We start from the raw sequence: 19,554 nt of genomic DNA, 5'->3' as shown, positions 1-19,554 counted from the left end.
GCCACAAAGCAAACCAGGTGGCCATGAATGGCCACCCTACGAGGTTAAACGCTTAACCGGCGCGTTCTTCTGGCGATCCCACATCACCGTTAACAAGCGTTGCAGCGCGATAAAAGCAAACAGCAGAATGCCGATGGCGATCTTTGTCCACCACGAACTCAAGGTACCGTCGAAGTTAATCCAGGTCTGAATTAAGCCCTGAATCAACACGCCGAACAGCGTGCCCAATACCGTGCCCACGCCGCCAGACAACAAGGTACCGCCAATCACCACGGAGGCAATGGCATCCAGCTCTACGCCCAATCCCGCCAGCGCATAGCCTGCCGAGGTATAAATGGAGAACACAATGCCCGCCAGCGTTGCCAGCGTGGTCGACAACATATAAATCTTGATGGTAGTCGCGCGGGTGGAAATGCCCATCAGCTGCGCCGAGGTCAGGCTGCCGCCAATCGCATACACCTGATTACCAAAGCGCGTGCGGTGCGCCAGAATAATGCCGCCAATCACCACTACCAGCATAATCACCGCCAGCAAACTCAGCCGCCCGCCGCCGGGAATTTTCCATGCCAGACTCGACAACGTGCTATAGAGCGGATGATCGATAGGGATCGAATTCTCCGAGACTAAATAGCTACAGCCGCGCAGGAAAAACATTCCTGCCAGCGTAATAATGAAGGCCGGGATTTTCAGCGCATCAATCAGCCAGCCCATCATCGCGCCAAACAGTGCGCCCATCGCCAGCACCAACGCAAACGCCAGAAGCGGATCGAGATGATAATCACCAATCACCCGCGCCAGAAACACGCCGCTAAAGGCGATCACCGCACCTACCGACAGATCAATCCCGCCGGATAAAATCACGAACGTCATACCCACGGCGATAATACCGAGGAAGGCATTATCGGTCAGAATGTTACAAATCACGCGCGTTGAAGCGAAGCCGGGAAACTGGCTCAGGCAAAACAGATAACCCGCCACAAACACCAGCAGCGTGATCATCAATGGCAGATGACGTTTAATCATTTCGGGCGTCTCCGTTTCAAGATGGCAATAAAGCGTGGCGACTGCAGCAGCAGCACGCACATCACCACCACCGCTTTAACGACCTGATTGAGTTCAGGCTGGAAGCCTGACAGCAAAATGCCGGTATTCATGGACTGGATAATCAGCGCGCCAATCAATGACAACACCAGATTAAAGCGCCCGCCCATGAGCGAGGCACCGCCTATCACCACCGCCAGAATCGCATCCAACTCCAGCCATAAGCCTGCGTTATTGGCATCGGCACCGCGAATATCCGCGGCGACAATCATCCCGGCAACCGCCGCGCACATACCGCTAATCACATACGTCGACATCACCACCAGCCAGCCATTTACACCGGCATTGCGCGCCGCACGCAAATTAATACCCACCGCCTCGATGAACAGTCCGAGCGCAGTTTTACGCGTCAACAACCACACCACTAACGCTACCAGCAGCGTAATCCATACCGGCACCGGCAACAGCCACAATGACCCGCTACCGAACCACGCCAGACTATCGCTGTTAAAGGTCACAATTTGGCCTTGGGTAATCAGCTGCGCCACGCCGCGTCCCGCCACCATCAAAATCAAGGTGGCAACAAAAGGCTGAATTTTTAGCAGTGCCACCAGCACGCCGTTCCACAAACCGCACGCCAGGCCAGTCCCCAGCGTCACCAGAATAATGAACGGCAAACTGTGCCCCGACACGGTCAAGGTTGCCGCCGTTGCGCCCGCAATCGCCATCACCGCGCCTACCGACAGATCGATGCCGCCAGTGGCAATCACCAGCGTCATACCAATCGCCAGCAGCGCAACCGGCGCGGCGCGATTGAGGATATCAATCGGGCTGCCGAACAGGCGTCCATCCTGAATGTGGATGGCAAAAAAGTTATTCGCCACCAGGCTGTCCACCAGCAGCACCAGAATCAGCGCTACGATCTGCGGCATGCCGGGCGGCAGCTTCGGCTTACGCCGTTCGGATTTGTCATGTGTCATAGGGGATTCAAGCATGTTGTGCTCCTCCATCGGCGATGGCATTGACGATCGAAGCCACCGACAGCTGCTCCAGCGGGATTTCGGCCACCTGCTTCAAATCGCGCATAATCAACACGCGATCGGCATAGCCCACCAGTTCTTCGAGTTCAGAGGAGATAACCAGCAGCGCCAATCCGTCGGCGCACAAGGTTTCAATTAAGCGAATGATCTCGGCGTGCGCACCCACATCAATTCCGCGCGTCGGCTCGTCGAGGATCAGGAATTGCGGTTTGGTCACCAGCCAGCGCGACAGCAAGACTTTCTGCTGATTACCACCGGACAATAGCTCAACCGGTTGATCGGCATGCGGTGTGCGAATACCGAGGCTTTTGATAAAGCGTTCAGCGATCTCCTGCTGCTCACGACGCTTAATGGGTCGTAACCAGCCGCGCTGCGCTTGCAACGCCAGAATGATATTTTCGCGGACCGATGCTCCGCCAATAATACCGTCAGTTTTGCGATCTTCCGGGCAGAAACCCATGCCGAGCCGTGAGGCCTTGGCGGGCGTGCGAATGGTTTGCTGTTTGCCTTTGATGGTTGCGGTCCCGCGATCGGCTCGGCGGATGCCAAACAGCACTTCGGCGGTTTCCGTACGACCGGAACCCAGCAATCCGGCCAGCCCCACCACTTCACCCGGTCGTACCTGCAGATTGAACGGTTCAATGGTGCCCTTCTTGCCGTAATCCTCAAACGACACCACCGGCTGATTGCTGCGTAATGTGCTGCCCTGCCGCTGCAAGGCAGTTTCCAGTAGCTCGCGGCCGAGCATCAGTTTAATCAGCTCAATTTGCGGCAGCGTGGCGGTATCGCGCGTGGCGATAAACTGCCCGTTGCGCAGCACGGTAATGCGATCGGTAATGCGGTAAACCTGGTCGAGGAAATGGGTAACAAAAATCAGGCTCATCCCTTTGGCTTTTAGCTGCGCCATTAGGGTAAACAGCATCTCAACTTCGTTGGCATCCAGGCTGGCGGTGGGTTCATCGAGGATCAGCACCTGCGCCGAGAGATCCACCGCGCGACAAATCGCGATGATCTGCTGCATCGCCACCGAGTAATGCCCGAGCGGACGCGTCACGTCGAGCACAAAACCGTAATTGCGCATCAGCACATCGGCATCACGCACCATACGCTTGCGATCAATCATGCCAAAGCGACGGGGTTCGCGACCAATGTACAAATTATCCGCCACCGACATGTTCGGCAGCAGATTCACTTCCTGATAAACGGTGCCAATGCCCATTTCCTGCGCATCGGCGGTATTGTGGGGTGTTATCGCTTTGCCATTCAGGGTCACCGTACCGGCATCGCGCGTGTACACGCCGGTCAGCACTTTGATCAGTGTGGATTTACCCGCGCCGTTCTCGCCCAGCAAGGCCATGATCTCGCCCTTGCGGATGCTGAACGAGACATTATCCAGCGCCTTCACGCCGGGAAAACCTTTGCTGACGCCGCTGATAGTCAGCAGTGCGGTTTCATCGGAGGTGCTCATCAGGTTCTACCTCGCCTAACGTCATCAAAAAACCGCCCCGCGGGGCGGTTGCGGGGATCAGTAACCCATGCCTTTTTTGGTATCGAGCTGCGCCTGCGCGGTATCCGGCAGATACAGTTTCGATTCTGTTTTGATGATTTTCGGCGGCATCGTGCCGTCTTTCTTGAATTTCTCCAGCGCGTCGAAGGCCGGGCCGGCCATGTTTGGCGTCAGCTCCACGTTGGCATTGGCTTCACCGGCAAGCATCGCTTTGTAGATATCTGGCACGCCGTCAATCGAACCGGTAAGGATATCTTTGCCTGGCTTGAGGCCCGCTTCTTTGATCGCCTGAATAGCACCGATCGCCATATCATCGTTGTGCGCATAAACCATGCAGATGTTTTTGCCGTTGTTTTCCGCTTTGATGAAGCTCTCCATTACCTCTTTACCTTTGCTGCGGGTAAAGTCACCGGATTGCGAACGAATCACTTTGATATTGTCGTGGCCGGCGATGGCTTCGGCGAACCCTTTCTTACGGTCAATCGCCACGCTGGCACCGACGGTGCCTTGCAGCTCTACCACGTTACATTTTTTGTCTGCGACAGTTTTCACCAGCCAGTCACCAATCAACTTGCCTTCCAGCACGTTGTCAGCGGTGACCACCGCCATGTACAGCGATTTATCTTTCACTACGATGGCGCGATCGAGTAAGAACACCGGGATTTTGGCGTCTTTGGCTTCTTCCAGCACCGGCTCCCATCCCGTTTGCACCACCGGCGCAATAAAGATGGCATCCACGCCTTGCGCTATGAACGAGCGTACGGCTTTGATTTGGTTCTCTTGTTTCTGCTGGCCATCGGCGATTTTCAGGGTGATGCCGCGCTTTTGCGCTTCACTTTTTGCCACATTGGTTTCTGCTGAACGCCAGCCAGATTCCGAGCCAACCTGTGAGAAGCCCACCGTCATATCAGCAGCCAGCACCGACGTACTCAGTGCCGAACTCACCATGGCGGTTAAGAGTAAACGTTTCCACATAGTTTCATTCCTCTGAAGGGAGTGTGTTGTAGGGGTACAAAACGCGAATTAAGCCTGGCTGAAAAGCGCGTAAACAAGCGCGACGCACCTCACAAATCAGAGTGAATTAAAGGAGTTACGAGAACGAGCAAAGTCGAAATGACAGGAAGATTATGGATAAAATGCCTGCGCAATATTACGCAGGTGGTTAAATAAATGTAATAAACAGAATCGGTTATGCGTCAGGCTACTGGAAACGATTACAACGGATGCGTAAAGAATGGTTATTGCCTGAGCAGACATACATTTATTGGTTTTGTGATTGCTCGCACAGATTGTGAGTGGCAGTTTCATGGCATGTACATAAATTTGCCGACCAGTAAGGAATAATTAACGGATTTATCAGCAGTACGATCGGAAATACCTATTATAGAGACGGATAAATAAGGGCTTTCCTGAATGGATTAAATAGTGTGAGATTTTCTCACAAGCCCACTAAATAGCGGCTTAAACCTGGCTTAAAGTGCACTTTACATGCGCGTTTAAAACACTTAAACGCCAAAAAAATATCGTTTCATGAGCGAATTAGCGCATGTTGTCTGAATTTTGTATTTTTTTGTGAAGAGTGTATGGACTCTCGCGGCGTGCTCCCTATACTTGGGCACTTCCGAGTACTTTATATTTAAATGGCAATCATGACTGCGTTAGATTACCTGCTGAAATTCCGCAAAGTGAATAATCTCGATAGTCTGGAAAAACTCTACGACCATCTTAATTATTCGCTGACTGATGATAACGAGATCATCAATATGTATCGCGCTGCCGACCATCGACGTGCTGAATTAGTCTCTGGCGGACGTCTGTTCGATATGGGCCGCGTGCCTAAAACCGTTTGGCGTTACGTGATCTAATTGATTTATCCCCTCTTTATCTGCGCTCTTGCGTTGTCCAGGTCGGGCGTGCCCCGTTTGGACATGATACGCTCTGCATCGCCCTCTTTTCTGTAAACAGGATCTTGTCGATGACCGAACAGGTTTTCCCCCCACGTATTGCTGGCTGGCTATTGCTGCCGTTGGCGTGGCTGATTATGACCATGCTGACCAGTGCGCTGGTGGTGGCAATGTATTTGAGCCCGCTTTTCAATCCCGAATTACGTACTACGCTGTTTTCACACGGCGGCACCTTACTGATGCAATGGTCAGTCTCGCTGCTTACTGCTGCGGTGGTGTGGGCTTATAGTATTTGGGTGTGCTGGATTTTCTGTAAACGTTCGCGTCGATTACCGCGCCACTACATTCTGTGGCTGCTCATGACGATTCTGCTGGCGCTGAAAACCTTTGCCTTTACACCGGTTGCAGATGGCAAAGCGATACAGACTTTGCTGCTGTCGCTGTTGGCAGCGGCAGTGTTTGTCCCCTATTTCAAACGCTCTCAGCGCGTAAAACAGACGTTTACCCAGCCATAATGACGTGAGTTTCGTCAGCAATTTAATTCTGAGTGCTCTTGACGACCACACAAACCGCGTGAAGGTTGAGATGCACCTCTCGATTTCGGATAATAGGCGCCTTTCGGCTTCCCAGGTTAAAAAATGACCGATTACTTACTTCTCTTTATTGGCACCGTGCTGGTGAACAACTTCGTGTTGGTCAAATTCCTCGGCCTTTGCCCATTTATGGGCGTGTCAAAAAAACTGGAAACGGCCATTGGCATGGGACTCGCCACCACTTTCGTGATCACGCTGGCGGCGATCTGCGCCTGGCTGGTGAATCACCTGATTCTGGTGCCGCTCGATCTGGTTTATCTGCGGACCATGGCTTACATCCTGGTGATCGCAGTGGTGGTGCAGTTCACCGAAATGGTGGTGCGCAAAACCAGTCCGTCGCTTTATCGTTTGCTCGGAATCTTCCTGCCGCTGATTACCACCAACTGCGCGGTGCTGGGCGTGCCGTTGCTGAGCGTCAATCTGAATCACACCTTCCTGCAAGCGGCGCTGTATGGCTTCAGTGCTTCGCTGGGCTTCTCGCTGGTGATGGTGCTGTTCGCTGGCATGCGCGAGCGTTTAGTTTTGGCGAATGTCCCCGCACCGTTTAAAGGCAACTCCATTGCGCTGATCACCGCCGGTCTGATGGCGCTGGCCTTTATGGGCTTCACCGGGCTGGTGAAATTCTAATGACCGCGATTTGGATTGCTATTGCAGTACTGGCTGCGCTAAGCCTGGTGTTCGGCGCCCTGCTCGGTTACGCCTCGCGTCGCTTCGAGGTGGAAGAAGATCCGATTGTTGAACAAATCGATGAGATTTTGCCGCAGAGCCAATGTGGCCAGTGCGGCTATCCTGGCTGCCGCCCGTATGCCGATGCGGTGGGCAACAACGGTGAAGCCATCAATAAGTGCGCGCCCGGCGGCGAGCAGACCATGCTCAAGTTGGCCGCGCTGCTCAACGTGGAACCGCAGCCGCTCGACGGCGGCGAAGAAGTGTTGGAACCGATACGCACCGTGGCGTGGATTGATGAAGCGAACTGCATTGGCTGCACCAAGTGTATTCAAGCTTGCCCGGTTGACGCCATCGTCGGCGCCACCCGCGCCATGCATACCGTGCTCAGCGATGTCTGCACCGGTTGCGATCTCTGTGTCGCGCCTTGCCCGACTGACTGCATTGAGATGCGCCCAGTTGCCACGACTACGGCCAACTGGAAATGGAATCTCGACACCATTCCTGTACGGGTAATCCCGGTAGAAACCCATGCTTAATCTGTTTAACCTGTTCCGCAAAGAGAAGCTGTGGGATTTTCAGGGCGGCATTCATCCGCCGGAAATGAAAACACAGTCCAACGGTACGCCGCTAAGCCAGTTACCGCTGCCTGAGCGCTTTATCATCCCGTTAAAACAGCACATCGGCCACGAAGGCGAGATTTGCGTGTCGCCTGGCGACAAAGTGCTGCGCGGTCAACCGCTGACCTTTGGCGGCGGACGCATGTTGCCGGTACACGCGCCGACTTCCGGCACCATCGAAGAGATTGCACCGCACATGACGGCGCACCCGTCGGGCTTATCGGAGCTGTGCATTTTCCTGCGCGCCGACGGCGAAGATCGCTGGACCACACTCCATCCGCAGCCCGATTACCGCGCGCTTACGCGAGAAGAAACAGTAAAACGTATTCACGATGCGGGCATCGCCGGTTTGGGTGGCGCGGGTTTCCCTACCGCGACCAAACTGCGCGGCGGCCTGCGCGGCGTGAAAACGCTGATTATCAACGCCGCCGAGTGCGAACCTTACATCACCGCCGATGACCGCTTAATGCAGGATTGTGCCGCCGAAGTGCTGGAAGGCTGCCGCATTCTCGCGTGGGTGTTGCAGGCTGAACGCGTGCTGATTGGTGTTGAAGATAACAAACCCGAAGCAATTGCCGCGTTGAAGCAGGCATTGGGTGGCGATCGTGAACTGCAGATTCGCGTCATCCCTACCAAGTATCCTTCTGGCGGCGCGAAACAGCTGACTCAGATTCTCACCGGCCTCGAAGTGCCACACGGCGGACGTTCCACCGATATTGGTGTGCTGATGCAGAACGTCGGAACCGCGTGGGCGGTGAAACGCGCCATCGTTGACGGCGAACCGATCACCGAACGCGTGGTGACCTTAACCGGCGAAGCGCTGGCACGCCCGCGCAACGTTTGGGGACGTCTCGGCACACCCGTGAGCCATCTGCTGCAGCACGCCGGTTTTACCCCAGGATCGCGCCAGATGGTGATTATGGGCGGTCCGTTGATGGGCTTTACCCTGCCGTCACTTAACGTGCCGCTGGTTAAAATCTCCAACTGCATTCTGGCCCCTTCCGCGAGCGAAATGGGCAACGATCAGGAAGAACAATCCTGCATCCGCTGCAGCGCCTGCGCCGATGCCTGCCCGGCTAAACTGCTGCCGCAGCAGCTGTTCTGGTATAGCCAGGGCGGCGATCACGAAAAAGCACGCGCGCATAATATTGATGACTGCATTGAGTGTGGTGCCTGCGCCTACGTGTGCCCGAGTAACATTCCGCTGGTGCAATATTATCGCCAGGAGAAGGCGGAACTGCGCGCCATCGATCTCGAAGCGAAACGCACCGCCGAAGCGAAAGCGCGATTTGAAGCACGCCTGGCGCGGCTGGAACGCGAAAAACAGGCGCGTGAAATGCGTCATGAACAGGCTAAACAACGCGCAGCGCGCAGCGATCAGGGTGAACTTGACGCCGCCGTAGCTCGCGTGAAAGCGCGTCAGGAAAAGACTCCGGAGCAAGATGCGGCCGAGCGCGAAGCACGTCATGCGCAAGCCTTAGCGCAGCAGGCTGAGAAGCAAGCCGAAACCCAGGCGCTCAGTCGACAGTACGGCGATCCGCGTAAAGCGGCGGTGGAAGCAGCAATTGCCCGTGCTAAAGCCAGGAAAGCGGGCGCACCGGCCGCTGAAATAGCGCCTGCGGAACCAGAAGTGGACGCGCCAACTGCTGAAGTCGATCCGCGTAAAGCCGCCGTTGAAGCCGCCATTGCCCGTGCCAAAGCGAAAAAAGCCGCCGCTGCCGCGCAAGCCGTTGAACCGGCACCTGCCGAGCCGGAAGCCGTCGCGCCAGCGGCAGACGTCGATCCGCGTAAAGCCGCCGTTGAAGCCGCCATTGCCCGCGCCAAAGCGAAAAAAGCCGCCGCTGCCGCGCAAGCCGTTGAACCGGCACCTGCCGAGCCGGCAGCCGTCGCGCCTGCGGCAGCCGTTGATCCGCGTAAAGCCGCGGTTGAAGCCGCCATTGCCCGCGCCAAAGCGAAAAAAGCCAACGCTGCCGCGCAAGCCGTTGAACCGGCACCTGCCGAGCCGGAAGCCGTCGCGCCTGCGGCAGCCGTCGATCCGCGTAAAGCCGCGGTTGAAGCCGCCATTGCCCGCGCCAAAGCGAAAAAAGCCGCCGCTGCCGCGCAGCAGACTGAAGCAACATCTCCTGAAGTGGAGGCTGCTGCCTCTCCTGACTCCGCCGACCCACGCAAAGCGGCCATTGCCGCTGCGGTCGCCCGTGCCAAAGCGCGTAAAGCGCAGCAGCAGCCTTCGAATACTGAGGATTAAATGGCTTTTCGTCTCGCAAGTTCGCCCTATACCCACAACCGCCGTAGCACCGGCAATATTATGCTGCTGGTGGTGCTGGCCGCGCTGCCTGGCATGGCCGCGCAGTGGTATTTCTTTGGCGTTGGTTTTTTAATTCAGGTTTTGCTGGCGACCGCCACCGCATGGGCCACTGAAGGGGCGATTCTGCGTCTGCGCAAAACGCCGGTGGTGCCGACACTCTCTGACAACTCGGCCCTGCTCACCGCGTTGCTGCTTGGCATCAGCCTGCCGCCGCTTGCACCGTGGTGGTTGGTGGTGCTGGGAACGATTTTCGCCATCGTGATTGCCAAACAGCTGTACGGCGGTTTGGGGCAAAACCCGTTTAACCCGGCGATGGTGGGTTACGTGGTACTGCTGATCTCCTTCCCGGTACAAATGACCAGTTGGCTGCCACCCGACAGCTTACAGGCGATCAAACCGGGCTTGCTGGATTCGCTTAGCATGATCTTCACCCACCACACGCTGGCCGGTGAAACCATGCAGCAGCTGCAACTCGGCGTTGATGGCGTCAGCCAGGCAACGCCGCTGGATACGTTTAAAACCGGGCTGCGCGCTGGACACAGCGCAGATCAGTTGCTGGCTGAGCCGATTTACAGCGGCGTGTTAGCCGGGTTGGGTTGGCAATGGGTTAACCTCGGTTATTTGCTTGGCGGCGTGCTGCTGCTGGCGAAAAATGCCATTCGCTGGCACATTCCGGTCAGTTTCCTCGTCTCGCTAGCGTTCTGCGCCACGCTGGGCTGGGTGTTTTCACCGGAGTCGCTTAACTCGCCGCTGATTCACCTGTTCTCCGGTGCCACCATGCTCGGCGCGTTCTTTATCGCGACCGATCCGGTGACCGCATCGACCACCAATCGCGGACGCCTGGTTTACGGTGCGCTAATTGGTTTGCTGATCTGGCTAATTCGTAGCTTTGGCGGCTATCCGGATGGCGTCGCCTTCGCGGTATTGCTGGCGAACATTTGTGTGCCGCTGATTGATTACTACACCCAGCCGCGCGTTTACGGCCATCGCAAGGATTGAAGATGATCGAAGCTATTCGTAAAAATGCGGTGACGCTGGCAGCCTTTGCGGTGATCACCACCGGCGTGACGGCGGTGGTCAACTATGTCACCAAGCCGACGGTGGAGCATCAGACGGCGCTACAGCAGAAAAATTTGTTAGATCAGGTCGTACCGACCGATCTGTATGACAATCACATCCAGCAAGAGTGTTTTCTGGTGACCGATGCGCTGGCGCTAGGCAATGATCGTCCGCACCATCTCTATGTCGCACGCAAGGGCGACCAGCCGGTGGCGGCCGCGCTTGAGACCACTGCGCCAGACGGCTATTCTGGTGCGATTCAGATGTTGGTCGGCGCCGATTTCCACGGCAAAGTGCTGGGCGTACGCGTGGTTGAGCATCATGAAACGCCGGGCCTCGGCGATAAAATCGAACTGCGTATTTCAGACTGGATCAACAGCTTCAATGGCAAAGTGATCCATGGCGCTGATGACAAAAATTTTGCAGTGAAAAAAGACGGCGGTGAATTCGACCAATTTACCGGCGCAACCATTACGCCTCGCGCGGTGGTGAATGCCACCAAGCGCACCGCGCTGCTGATTGAAACACTGCCTGCGAAGCTCGCTTCGCTGCCTGAATGTGGAGATGCAAATGAGTGAAGCGAAGAATTTACTGGTCGGCGGCCTGTGGAAAAATAACTCCGCGCTGGTGCAGCTGCTCGGCCTGTGTCCGCTGCTGGCGGTGACCTCTACCGCCACCAACGCCCTCGGTTTAGGTCTGGCGACCACGCTGGTGCTGACCATCACCAACAGTTCGATTTCTGCCTCGCGTCGTTGGGTGCCGGCCGAAATCCGTATTCCGATTTACGTGATGATTATCGCCTCGGTGGTGAGCTGCGTGCAGATGCTGATCAACGCCTACGCCTACGGCTTATATCAATCACTCGGCATCTTTATCCCGCTGATCGTCACCAACTGCATCGTGGTGGGCCGCGCCGAAGCAGTCGCCTCAAAGAGCAGCATTCCCCTCTCCGCGCTGGACGGGTTTGCCATCGGCATGGGCGCAACCTGCGCGATGGTGACACTGGGATCGATTCGTGAACTGATTGGCAGCGGTACGCTTTTCAACGGTGCGGACCAATTGCTCGGTCCATGGGCGAAAGCGCTGCGTATTGAAGTGGTGCATTTTGATTCACCGATGCTACTGGCGATGCTGCCACCGGGTGCCTTTATTGGCCTTGGCATGCTGCTGGCGGGCAAGTACCTTATCGACCAGAAGATGAAACAGCGCGCTGCCACTCGTGCGGCGGCGCCTGAAGCTGAGCCGCAAGGCGCAACCGGGAAAGCGGTGTGAATAAAGAGAAACGCGCGCAGATCCTTACGCGCCTGCGTGATGAAAATCCGCATCCGACTACCGAACTGAACTTCACCTCACCGTTTGAGTTGCTGATTGCGGTGTTGCTTTCCGCTCAGGCCACCGACGTGAGCGTCAATAAAGCCACCGCGAAGCTCTATCCGGTGGCGAATACGCCGGCAACGATTCTGGCGCTGGGCGTGGATGGCGTGAAGGAGTACATCAAAACCATCGGCCTGTTTAACAGCAAGGCGGAGAACGTCATCAAGACCTGTCGCATTCTGCTGGAGCAGCACGGCGGCGAAGTGCCGGAAGATCGTGCGGCGCTGGAAGCGCTACCGGGCGTCGGGCGTAAAACCGCCAATGTGGTGCTCAATACCGCTTTCGGCTGGCCTACTATCGCCGTCGACACCCATATTTTCCGCGTCAGCAATCGCACCCGCTTTGCGCCGGGTAAGAACGTGGAAGAAGTGGAAGATAAACTTCTTAAGGTAGTGCCCGCGGCGTTCAAGGTTGATTGTCATCACTGGCTAATTCTGCATGGTCGCTATACCTGCGTGGCGCGTAAACCGCGCTGCGGATCCTGTCTGATCGAAGATCTGTGTGAATTCGACGCCAAAACCGAATGGTGAAACAGCGCCGATAAGCAATCTTGCCCTCGCTTATCGGCAGTTTGGCGATCCTGCCAGCGTACTTACGCTGGAACCTTTCCCTTTATCGCCCTGCGCTGCTGGCCTGCTGCGCGTGGCCATGCAGTTTGCCCCCATCAATGCTTCTGACCTGATTCCGATTACCGGCGCTTATCGCCATCGCGTTACGCCACCATTGACTGCCGGCTATGAAGGCGTCGGCACGGTGATTGCGGCACCGCCTGCTTACCATCATTTGCTCGGTCAGCGTGTGCTGCCTTTGCGCAGTGCCGGCACCTGGCAACGCTATGTCGATTGCGATCCGCAGATTGCGGTGCCGGTTCCGTCCGACATCAGCACCTTGCTTGCGGCACGCGCGTATATCAATCCGCTGGCGGCGCTGCTGATGCTGAAGCAGTGGTCGCCAGCCGGTAAACGCGTCCTGATCACCGCAGGCGGTTCCGCTTGTGCCTTGTTACTCGCGCAGTGGGCGCGGCACATGGGCGCGACCGCTATCACCGTAGTGCATCGTGCGCCGCAACATCGCGCGCGCCTGCAAAAAATGGGTATTGCTGCGCTGATGGAAACGCAGCGTGACGAGATTGCCGCTGCCGCGCAGCGGTGCGATCGGGTGTTTGATGCGGTGGGCGGTGAAATCGGTCAGTTGATTTGGCAATCGTTGCCCGCTGAGGCACAGTTTGTGGCTTACGGCGTGCTGAGCGGTAAGCCGGTGCAGGTGAATGCGTCACGTCCAGCGCTGCACTGGTTCCACATTCGGCATACGCTGGAAGATTTAGCGCATCAGGATTGGCAACATCTTTTCATTCAACTCTGGCCGCTATTGCGTGCAAGTGATTGTGGCGAAGTGGCTCTTTTTCCATTGGCAAACTGGCGAGAGGCTATTCACTGTTATCACCAATCGGGGCGCGACCGTAAGCCATTGTTGCAACTTAATTAAGTACAGCATCCCATCATCGTAGCATTCCGTAGCGGCGCGATTTATCGCGCAATAAAGTGCGTAATGCTCGTCAGTTAAGCAGCGCACTGGCTCGGGGAGGGGTTACCTGGTCGCCATGAATGGCGCCCCTACAGGCGTTACAGCAATAGTGATTAAGAAACAGGCATTGATGCTGAAGCGCGGGTGTGGAGGCGACATCCCAACCCGCTGAGCGAATGAGGGATTTCAGGGCGAGCCGCAGGGATGCGGCGAGAGGCGGCGCTGAGCAGGAGCGAATCGCCGCCGGTCCGTCAGGAATCGTGAATGAGTGAAGGCACCGCGAAGCGGCGGGATGGGCTGGCGCAGGGCCCGGGAGTGCAGAGGGCGCGGCCAGGCGTCCTCTGCTCGGTCGCCGCACGGCATAGCTGAAACTGCCCCAGCCGATGGCGAACGAAAGTGGCTTGGCGCTTAACTGATCGGCATTACCTCACCCTTCACGTCGCTGCGGCTGCCTGCAGCCAGGCAACCACCAGCGGCGATAGGCGATTTTGCAGCGCAGCCCGCTCGGACTGGAACAAGGTGGCGACAAAGAATGGGTGATCGATTAATTCAATGCCGCGCACATCGCCTGCCAAATCCCATGAGGTGATCGTTAAATTCTTCGTTGCCAGCGCCTCGCTGAATTCGGCGTTGACGCCAAAGTTGCAGTGATAGCCCTCATCGCTCTGCAACGCGCCATACGCCTGCGCGACACGTGAACCCGGCTGGAAAGTGACGGTTCCACGCTGTTCCACCAGCGAACACGCCAGCGGCGCAATTACCCAGCGGCCAGTGGGATCGGTTTCCGCATGCGCAGCATCTTCCCAACCCAACACATTGCGCGCGTACTCAACGATGGCGTATTGAAATCCGCCACACGAACCCAAAAAGGGCTTCCCGTTTTCACGCGCCCAGCGAATGGTGGCAAATACGCCATCGTCATTGAGATAAGGACTTCCCGGCACCAGCCAAATCGCATGGTAATCGGTGAGGGGGTGCTGATCGAGCTCTGGCGTCGCGATCCAGTCAGCGCTGACATTAAGAGAGAGCGTTTTTGCGGCCAGTTGTACGGCGGGAGGGATGGCCTGATGCGCAACAGCATTAGCACGGTAATCGCCAATCAGGGCGACACGAATCATCTTCGTCATGACTACGTCCTTTCAGGGAAAAAAGGAGGTTACAGCAAAGTTATCCTGCTGTCTAAGCGGCTAAAACCTGTGTTTGTGCTGTTTTCATTTAAACGCATTGCGCGTAGTGCTGCATTTTTATCTGGCAAAGAGTGCGCCCTATCGCTGTTTTATTCGTCAGATGCCAGCTGCGCAAACGTTTACTTCTTTTACTCTTTTAATTAATTCGCAGTTTTGTGCGCAGGATCAACAAATTAGCGTTCTGGAATCTTTCGACTGCTTATTACGCTCACCAATCAACCTGTTGTGCTTATATTTTGCGCAATAACAATTCTATTGTCTGTATAATTTATGAACATTAGCGATATATTCTGGCAAAGCTTCTCCGAGCAGTTTATATCAGGAAAATGATCCTCCGGCTCTGCATTTTACGTCTTTGTCCTGATATAATGCCCATCAGCGACATTTAACACTGATTTACAACTTTGTATAGCGGCATTAACCCTACCTATTGCACGTATTTCAGCGCGTAAAAAATGCTTGCCCTGATGGACTGATTCAGCCAAATTAGTCGCCGTTTTTCCTTTCTAATAACAATGTTGCGCGGGATTACCCAGCCCGACGCAGACTTAATTCCTGTCGCAAAACAGGCTATGTTAAAACTGAGGTACAAGTGTCAACTGCAAACAAACACACTGATGAGGCACCAAGCCTCAATGCTTTTAAGCAACCCAAAGCGTTTTATCTGATCTTCTCCATCGAACTGTGGGAACGTTTTGGTTACTACGGTCTGCAAGCCATTATGGCGGTTTACCTGGTGAAACAGTTGGGCATGTCCGAAGCGGACTCCATTACGCTGTTCACCTCGTTTAGCGCACTGGTGTATGGCCTGGTCGCCATCGGTGGCTGGCTCGGCGATAAAGTACTCGGCACCAAACGTGTCATTGTTCTCGGCGTGATTGTGTTGGCGCTGGGTTATGCGCTGATTGCCTTCTCCGGCCATGACACCTCAATGGTGTATATCGGCATGGCGACCATCGCCGTCGGTAGCGGTTTGTTTAAAGCCAACCCCTCTTCCCTGCTCTCGACCTGTTATGAGAAAGATGACGCGCGCCTCGACGGTGCCTTCACCATGTTCTACATGTCGATCAACATCGGTTCACTGTTCTCAATGATGCTGACACCGTGGCTGGCCGCCAAATATGGCTGGGGCGCAGCATTCTCGCTTTCGGTTGTCGGTTTGGTCATCACGTTACTTAACTTCCTGTTCTGCCAGCGTATGGTGAAAAACTACGGTTCTAAACCCGATTTCGCCCCGCTGCAGATGGGTAAACTGCTGATGACGCTGGTTGGCGTGGTCGCACTGGTTGCACTGGCGACCTGGTTGCTGCATCACCAGAGCATTGCGCGTATGACGCTGGGCGTAATCGCGGCGGGTATCGTGTTGATCTTCGCTAAAGAAGCCTTTGCCCTGAAAGGTGCGGCACGTCGCAAGATGATCGTGGCTTTCCTGCTGATGGTAGAAGCGATTGTGTTCTTTGTGCTCTACATGCAGATGCCAACCTCACTCAACTTCTTCGCAATCCGCAACGTTGAGCACGCAATTCTCGGCATCACCTTTGAGCCAGAACAGTTCCAGGCGCTTAACCCGTTCTGGATTATGCTGGCAAGCCCGATTCTGGCGGCGGTGTATAACAAGCTCGGCGATAAAATGCCGATGCCACATAAATTCGCCTTCGGGATGGTGCTGTGTTCAGCGGCATTCCTGGTATTGCCGTTTGGCGCTAAATTTGCCAACGAAGCCGGTATCGTCTCGGTTAACTGGCTAATCCTCAGCTATGCACTGCAAAGTATCGGTGAGTTGATGATTTCCGGTCTGGGCTTAGCGATGGTGGCGCAATTGGTACCTCAACGTCTGATGGGCTTCATCATGGGATCCTGGTTCCTGACCACCGCGGGTGCGGCCATGATTGCCGGTAAAGTCGCGAATCTGATGGCGGTGCCAAGCGATGTCACCGATCCGCACACTTCACTGGCAGTTTACAGCCATGTGTTCCAGCAGATTGGTATTGCGACCGGTGTGATTGCCCTTCTGATGTTGATCACCGCGCCACTGTTGAACCGCATGACACAGGACGACAGTCAAACTCAACTGAAACGCGCTAACGCGAACCAGTAACTGAAAAGCCGGGCTTGTCCCGGTTTTTTTCTACCCGCCATTTCTCCATCATTCACATTTCCTTTAATGATTTCTGCTCATCACACTTCGCTTTTTACTCACTTAACTTCATGATGTCCGCTCACTGTGAATCAGAGTGGAAAAATCATGGACAGGTTTGATGAGCTAGAGGTGTTTGTCACGGTCATCCAACAAGGCAGTTTGGCCAGCGCGGCGCGCTTGTTACAACGCTCGCCACCGGTTATTACCCGCACGCTCAACACCCTCGAAGCGCGTCTCGCTACCACCCTGATTGAACGCACCACACGCCAGCTGGCGCCGACCGAGGCCGGCTGGCAGCTGTTTGAGCAGGCGCAACGCGTGCTCAGCGATTATCAGCGTGCCATCGACAGCGCTCACCACAGCGGCCTGCATGGCCTGCTGCGTTTAACAGCGCCGGTGCAGTTTGGCCGTCGCCACGTGATGCCGCTGGTGAGCGCCTTCCTGCAGCAGCATACTGAGATGCAGATTGAAGTGGTGCTAAGCGACAGCTATCAGGACCTGATCGAAAACGGCCTGGATATTGCGCTGCGCATTGGAGAATTGCAGGACTCTTCAATGGTGGCACGTCAGGTTGGCAATGTACGTCCGACGCTGGTGGCCAGCCCTGACTATCTGCAACGTGCTGGCACGCCCTCTCATCCCGCTGAATTGTCTCAACATGCCTTAGTGGCGAGTCTGCGTCATACGCGCGAGTGGCGTTTTGCCCAGGATTTGCGCGTGAGAATCACGCCGCGTCTGCGCGTTAACGATGTGGAGAGCCAGTTGGAAGCGCTGCGCAACGCGCACGGCATCGGACGACTGTTGTCGTATCAGGTTCTCGACGATATCCATAACGGAAAACTGATGCAGTTACTGCCTGAATGGGAACCGGCGCCGCTGCCGGTGCAGTTAGTGACGCAGCGCGTAAAGAATATGACGCCAAAAGTGAGGCGATTTTGGGATTTTGCGCTTGAAAAGCTGCCGTTGCTGCCATGCTTTGCGCAATAAACCTGAACGGTGACCGCAATTCCTGATCACCGTCACGGGTAAAAATGACGGGCAGACTTATGCTGCTTCGTTGACCACCACACTCAAGGAGAAGCCATGATGAAACTCTATTGCAAGCCCGGTGCCTGTTCGCTATCACCGCATATTGTCGCGCTTGAATGCGGACTGGACTTTACACAGGTGAACGTTGACCTGCAGAAGAAAGTGACCGAGCAAGGAGAGGATTACTGGCAGATTAACCCGAAAGGACAAGTGCCGGCGCTGCAGTTTGATGATGGCAGCATCCTGACCGAAGGCGTGGCGATTGTGCAGTATCTGGCGGATCTTAAGCCGGATCGCAATCTGCTGGCGCCCACCGGTAGCCTGACGCGCTACCACACACTGGAGTGGTTGAGTTTCGTCAGCAGCGAGCTGCATAAAACCTTCAGCCCGCTGTTTCGTCCGGATACGCCGGAAGAGTACAAGACCATTGTGCGTGCGCAGCTGGAGAAGAAGTATCAGGCGGTGAACGAAGCGTTGCAGGATAAACAGTGGCTGCTGGGATTACGTTTCACCGTCGCTGATGTGTATCTGTTTGTGGTGACGCGCTGGGCCAAAGCTATCAAGCTGGATTTAAGTGGTTTGGATGCGTTAGAAGCCTGGTTTAATCGTGTTGCTGAGCGTCCGGCGGTGCAGGCAGCATTGAAAGCGGAAGGTTTGGTTTAACAGAAAGGGCCGGTGTTAAAACCCGGCCTCTTTTTGCTATTACAGCTTTTCTGCCGCGAAGTGCTGCGTCGGTTTGGCAATCGCATCCTGTGCCGCCACCAACTGCAATTCATACTCACCCATTTCATGGGTTTTTAGCATCACTTCATATACCGCAGCAGTGATGTGTTCTAGCGCATCCTGCAGCGATTTGCCGTGCAGCAGATCAACCAGCAGCAGCCCGCTGGTCAGATCGCCCACACCCACCGGCTGACGCACGCCAAAGTCCACCAGCGGGCGGCTAATGTGCCAACACGCTTCGGCGGTCACCAGCAGCATCTCAAAGCGATCACTGCGACGTCCGGCGCGCGCCAGATGCTTCACCAGCACCACTTTCGGGCCTTTGCTAATCAGTTCACGCGCGGCAATCACCGCCTGTTCGACGTTAGCAACCTCATGGCCACTGAGCATCTCCAGCTCCAGCAGATTCGGCGCGATGATATCGCTGGCGGGCAACGCCATTTTGCAGTGGAATTCCGCCACACCCGGCGCCACGATGCAGCCTTTTTCCGGATGGCCCATTACCGGGTCACAGAAGAACCACGCGTTTGGGTTGGCCTCTTTCACCAGACGAACGATCTCCAGAATCTGTTCGCCCTGCTCTGCCGACCCTAAATAGCCACTCAGCACCGCATCACAGGTCTTCAGGCGATCAACCGCCGCAATGCCTTTAACGATGTCGGTCAAATGCGTGGCGGGCATCACGGTGCCGGTCCAGTGACCATACTGCGTGTGATTAGAAAATTGCACGGTATTCAGCGGCCAAACGTTTGCGCCCATGCGGCGCATCGGGAATTCGGCAGCGCTGTTACCGGCATGTCCGTAAACAACGTGAGATTGAATTGCGAGAATATTTTTCATTT

General features: G+C 55.6%; 19 protein-coding genes. 13 read left to right on the top strand and 6 right to left on the bottom strand.

The genetic code is table 11. The annotated features are described in order from the left end of the window. Nucleotides 1-36 precede the first annotated feature (36 nt). Genes yjfF through ytfQ form a run of 4 tightly spaced genes read right to left on the bottom strand, consistent with a single transcriptional unit; the run spans nucleotide 37 to nucleotide 4,563 of the window. Entirely contained in the window at nucleotides 37-1,023 is a 987-nt protein-coding gene (gene yjfF / locus AC6I8K_RS08630; RefSeq protein ID WP_064741080.1) for a galactofuranose ABC transporter, permease protein YjfF, read from the bottom strand. Beyond that, the gene (gene ytfT / locus AC6I8K_RS08625; RefSeq protein WP_497826525.1) at nucleotides 1,020-2,036 is read right to left on the bottom strand and encodes a galactofuranose ABC transporter, ATP-binding protein YtfT; all 1,017 of its coding nucleotides are present in this window, start codon (nucleotides 2,034-2,036) and stop codon (nucleotides 1,020-1,022) included. The genes yjfF and ytfT overlap by 4 nt, the downstream gene beginning before the upstream one ends. Continuing rightward, nucleotides 2,029-3,549 (bottom strand): sugar ABC transporter ATP-binding protein, encoded by a 1,521-nt coding sequence (locus AC6I8K_RS08620; RefSeq protein ID WP_064741078.1) that lies wholly within the window; start codon nucleotides 3,547-3,549, stop codon nucleotides 2,029-2,031. The genes ytfT and AC6I8K_RS08620 overlap by 8 nt, the downstream gene beginning before the upstream one ends. A 57-nt stretch (nucleotides 3,550-3,606) precedes the next feature. Then, nucleotides 3,607-4,563, bottom strand: coding sequence for a galactofuranose ABC transporter, galactofuranose-binding protein YtfQ (gene ytfQ, locus AC6I8K_RS08615; protein ID WP_064741077.1), 957 nt, complete (start codon nucleotides 4,561-4,563; stop codon nucleotides 3,607-3,609). Between the two features lie 674 nt (nucleotides 4,564-5,237). On the opposite strand from ytfQ, the gene ydgT reads away from it, so the two are divergent. The 10 genes from ydgT (at nucleotide 5,238) to AC6I8K_RS08565 (ending at nucleotide 13,594) form a co-directional block, all read left to right on the top strand. Further along, entirely contained in the window at nucleotides 5,238-5,453 is a 216-nt protein-coding gene (gene ydgT / locus AC6I8K_RS08610; protein ID WP_036650139.1) for a transcription modulator YdgT, read from the top strand. A gap of 110 nt (nucleotides 5,454-5,563) precedes the next feature. After that, complete coding sequence (locus tag AC6I8K_RS08605; RefSeq protein ID WP_483817284.1) at nucleotides 5,564-6,007, top strand: DUF2569 domain-containing protein; 444 nt, start codon at nucleotides 5,564-5,566, stop codon at nucleotides 6,005-6,007. A 123-nt stretch (nucleotides 6,008-6,130) separates the two neighbouring features. Next, entirely contained in the window at nucleotides 6,131-6,712 is a 582-nt protein-coding gene (gene rsxA, locus AC6I8K_RS08600) for an electron transport complex subunit RsxA (protein ID WP_007893776.1), read from the top strand. After that, the gene (rsxB, locus tag AC6I8K_RS08595) at nucleotides 6,712-7,290 is read left to right on the top strand and encodes an electron transport complex subunit RsxB (RefSeq protein ID WP_064741075.1); all 579 of its coding nucleotides are present in this window, start codon (nucleotides 6,712-6,714) and stop codon (nucleotides 7,288-7,290) included. Before rsxA ends, rsxB begins: the two co-directional genes overlap by 1 nt. Continuing rightward, the gene (rsxC, locus tag AC6I8K_RS08590; protein ID WP_497826524.1) at nucleotides 7,283-9,616 is read left to right on the top strand and encodes an electron transport complex subunit RsxC; all 2,334 of its coding nucleotides are present in this window, start codon (nucleotides 7,283-7,285) and stop codon (nucleotides 9,614-9,616) included. The genes rsxB and rsxC overlap by 8 nt, the downstream gene beginning before the upstream one ends. After that, a complete protein-coding gene (gene rsxD / locus AC6I8K_RS08585; protein WP_497826523.1) occupies nucleotides 9,617-10,675 on the top strand; it encodes an electron transport complex subunit RsxD in 1,059 nt (352 codons plus the stop codon). Nucleotides 10,676-10,677: 2 nt separating this feature from the next. After that, complete coding sequence (gene rsxG, locus AC6I8K_RS08580) at nucleotides 10,678-11,313, top strand: electron transport complex subunit RsxG (protein ID WP_064741073.1); 636 nt, start codon at nucleotides 10,678-10,680, stop codon at nucleotides 11,311-11,313. Continuing rightward, nucleotides 11,306-12,007 (top strand): electron transport complex subunit E, encoded by a 702-nt coding sequence (locus AC6I8K_RS08575; RefSeq protein WP_064741072.1) that lies wholly within the window; start codon nucleotides 11,306-11,308, stop codon nucleotides 12,005-12,007. Before rsxG ends, AC6I8K_RS08575 begins: the two co-directional genes overlap by 8 nt. Continuing rightward, nucleotides 12,004-12,639, top strand: coding sequence for an endonuclease III (gene nth, locus AC6I8K_RS08570; protein WP_483817281.1), 636 nt, complete (start codon nucleotides 12,004-12,006; stop codon nucleotides 12,637-12,639). The genes AC6I8K_RS08575 and nth overlap by 4 nt, the downstream gene beginning before the upstream one ends. After that, nucleotides 12,611-13,594 (top strand): zinc-dependent alcohol dehydrogenase family protein, encoded by a 984-nt coding sequence (locus tag AC6I8K_RS08565; RefSeq protein ID WP_497826522.1) that lies wholly within the window; start codon nucleotides 12,611-12,613, stop codon nucleotides 13,592-13,594. The genes nth and AC6I8K_RS08565 overlap by 29 nt, the downstream gene beginning before the upstream one ends. A gap of 473 nt (nucleotides 13,595-14,067) precedes the next feature. Here AC6I8K_RS08565 and AC6I8K_RS08560 read toward each other — a convergent pair whose 3' ends face one another. Beyond that, nucleotides 14,068-14,760 carry a CTP synthase C-terminal region-related (seleno)protein gene (locus AC6I8K_RS08560; RefSeq protein ID WP_064741070.1) on the bottom strand — a complete coding sequence of 231 codons (693 nt, stop codon included), beginning with the start codon at nucleotides 14,758-14,760 and terminating at the stop codon, nucleotides 14,068-14,070. Nucleotides 14,761-15,412: 652 nt separating this feature from the next. Between AC6I8K_RS08560 and dtpA the strand changes: the two genes are divergently transcribed. The 3 genes from dtpA (at nucleotide 15,413) to gstA (ending at nucleotide 18,652) form a co-directional block, all read left to right on the top strand. Next, nucleotides 15,413-16,918, top strand: coding sequence for a dipeptide/tripeptide permease DtpA (gene dtpA / locus AC6I8K_RS08555; RefSeq protein ID WP_483817279.1), 1,506 nt, complete (start codon nucleotides 15,413-15,415; stop codon nucleotides 16,916-16,918). Between the two features lie 147 nt (nucleotides 16,919-17,065). Then, nucleotides 17,066-17,947, top strand: a complete 882-nt coding sequence (locus AC6I8K_RS08550) for a LysR family transcriptional regulator (RefSeq protein WP_497826521.1) — start codon at nucleotides 17,066-17,068, stop codon at nucleotides 17,945-17,947. 99 nt (nucleotides 17,948-18,046) lie between these two features. Next, complete coding sequence (gene gstA, locus AC6I8K_RS08545; RefSeq protein ID WP_497827232.1) at nucleotides 18,047-18,652, top strand: glutathione transferase GstA; 606 nt, start codon at nucleotides 18,047-18,049, stop codon at nucleotides 18,650-18,652. A gap of 39 nt (nucleotides 18,653-18,691) precedes the next feature. On the opposite strand, the gene pdxY is transcribed toward gstA, so the two are convergent. Then, on the bottom strand, nucleotides 18,692-19,552 hold the full coding sequence (pdxY, locus tag AC6I8K_RS08540; RefSeq protein ID WP_497826520.1) for a pyridoxal kinase PdxY: 861 nt from the start codon (nucleotides 19,550-19,552) through the stop codon (nucleotides 18,692-18,694). Between the last annotated feature and the right edge of the window lie 2 nt (nucleotides 19,553-19,554).

It is taken from the genome of Pantoea sp. X-Soil-ISGK-421 (genome assembly GCF_059730785.1).
The sequence above is the reverse complement of the archived record's forward strand: the minus strand, read 5'-3'. Positions and strand labels throughout refer to the sequence as shown.